The following is a 231-nucleotide window of genomic DNA, read 5'->3' on the forward strand; positions in this document are numbered from 1 at the left end:
CCGCAACCGTGCGATCAAGCGTCTGGAAGTACTCGAAGCATTCCGCAACTCCGGCAATCGTCCTGATTGGATGGTACTGGATGTGCTGCCGGTTATCCCGCCGGAATTACGCCCGATGGTGCAATTGGATGGTGGCCGCTTTGCCACTTCGGACTTAAACGATCTGTATCGCCGCGTAATCAACCGGAACAACCGCTTGAAGCGTCTTTTGGAGCTTGGTGCACCTGATAT

1 protein-coding gene is annotated in these 231 nt (G+C 54.5%); it reads left to right on the forward strand.

The annotated features are described in order from the left end of the window. On the forward strand, positions 1 to 231 hold a 231-nt coding region (locus MXD62_RS09770), incomplete at both ends, for a hypothetical protein (protein WP_248829026.1).

Source organism: Frankia sp. Mgl5 (assembly GCF_023242985.1).
In the GTDB taxonomy this organism is placed as follows: domain Bacteria; phylum Actinomycetota; class Actinomycetes; order Frankiales; family Frankiaceae; genus Parafrankia; species Parafrankia soli.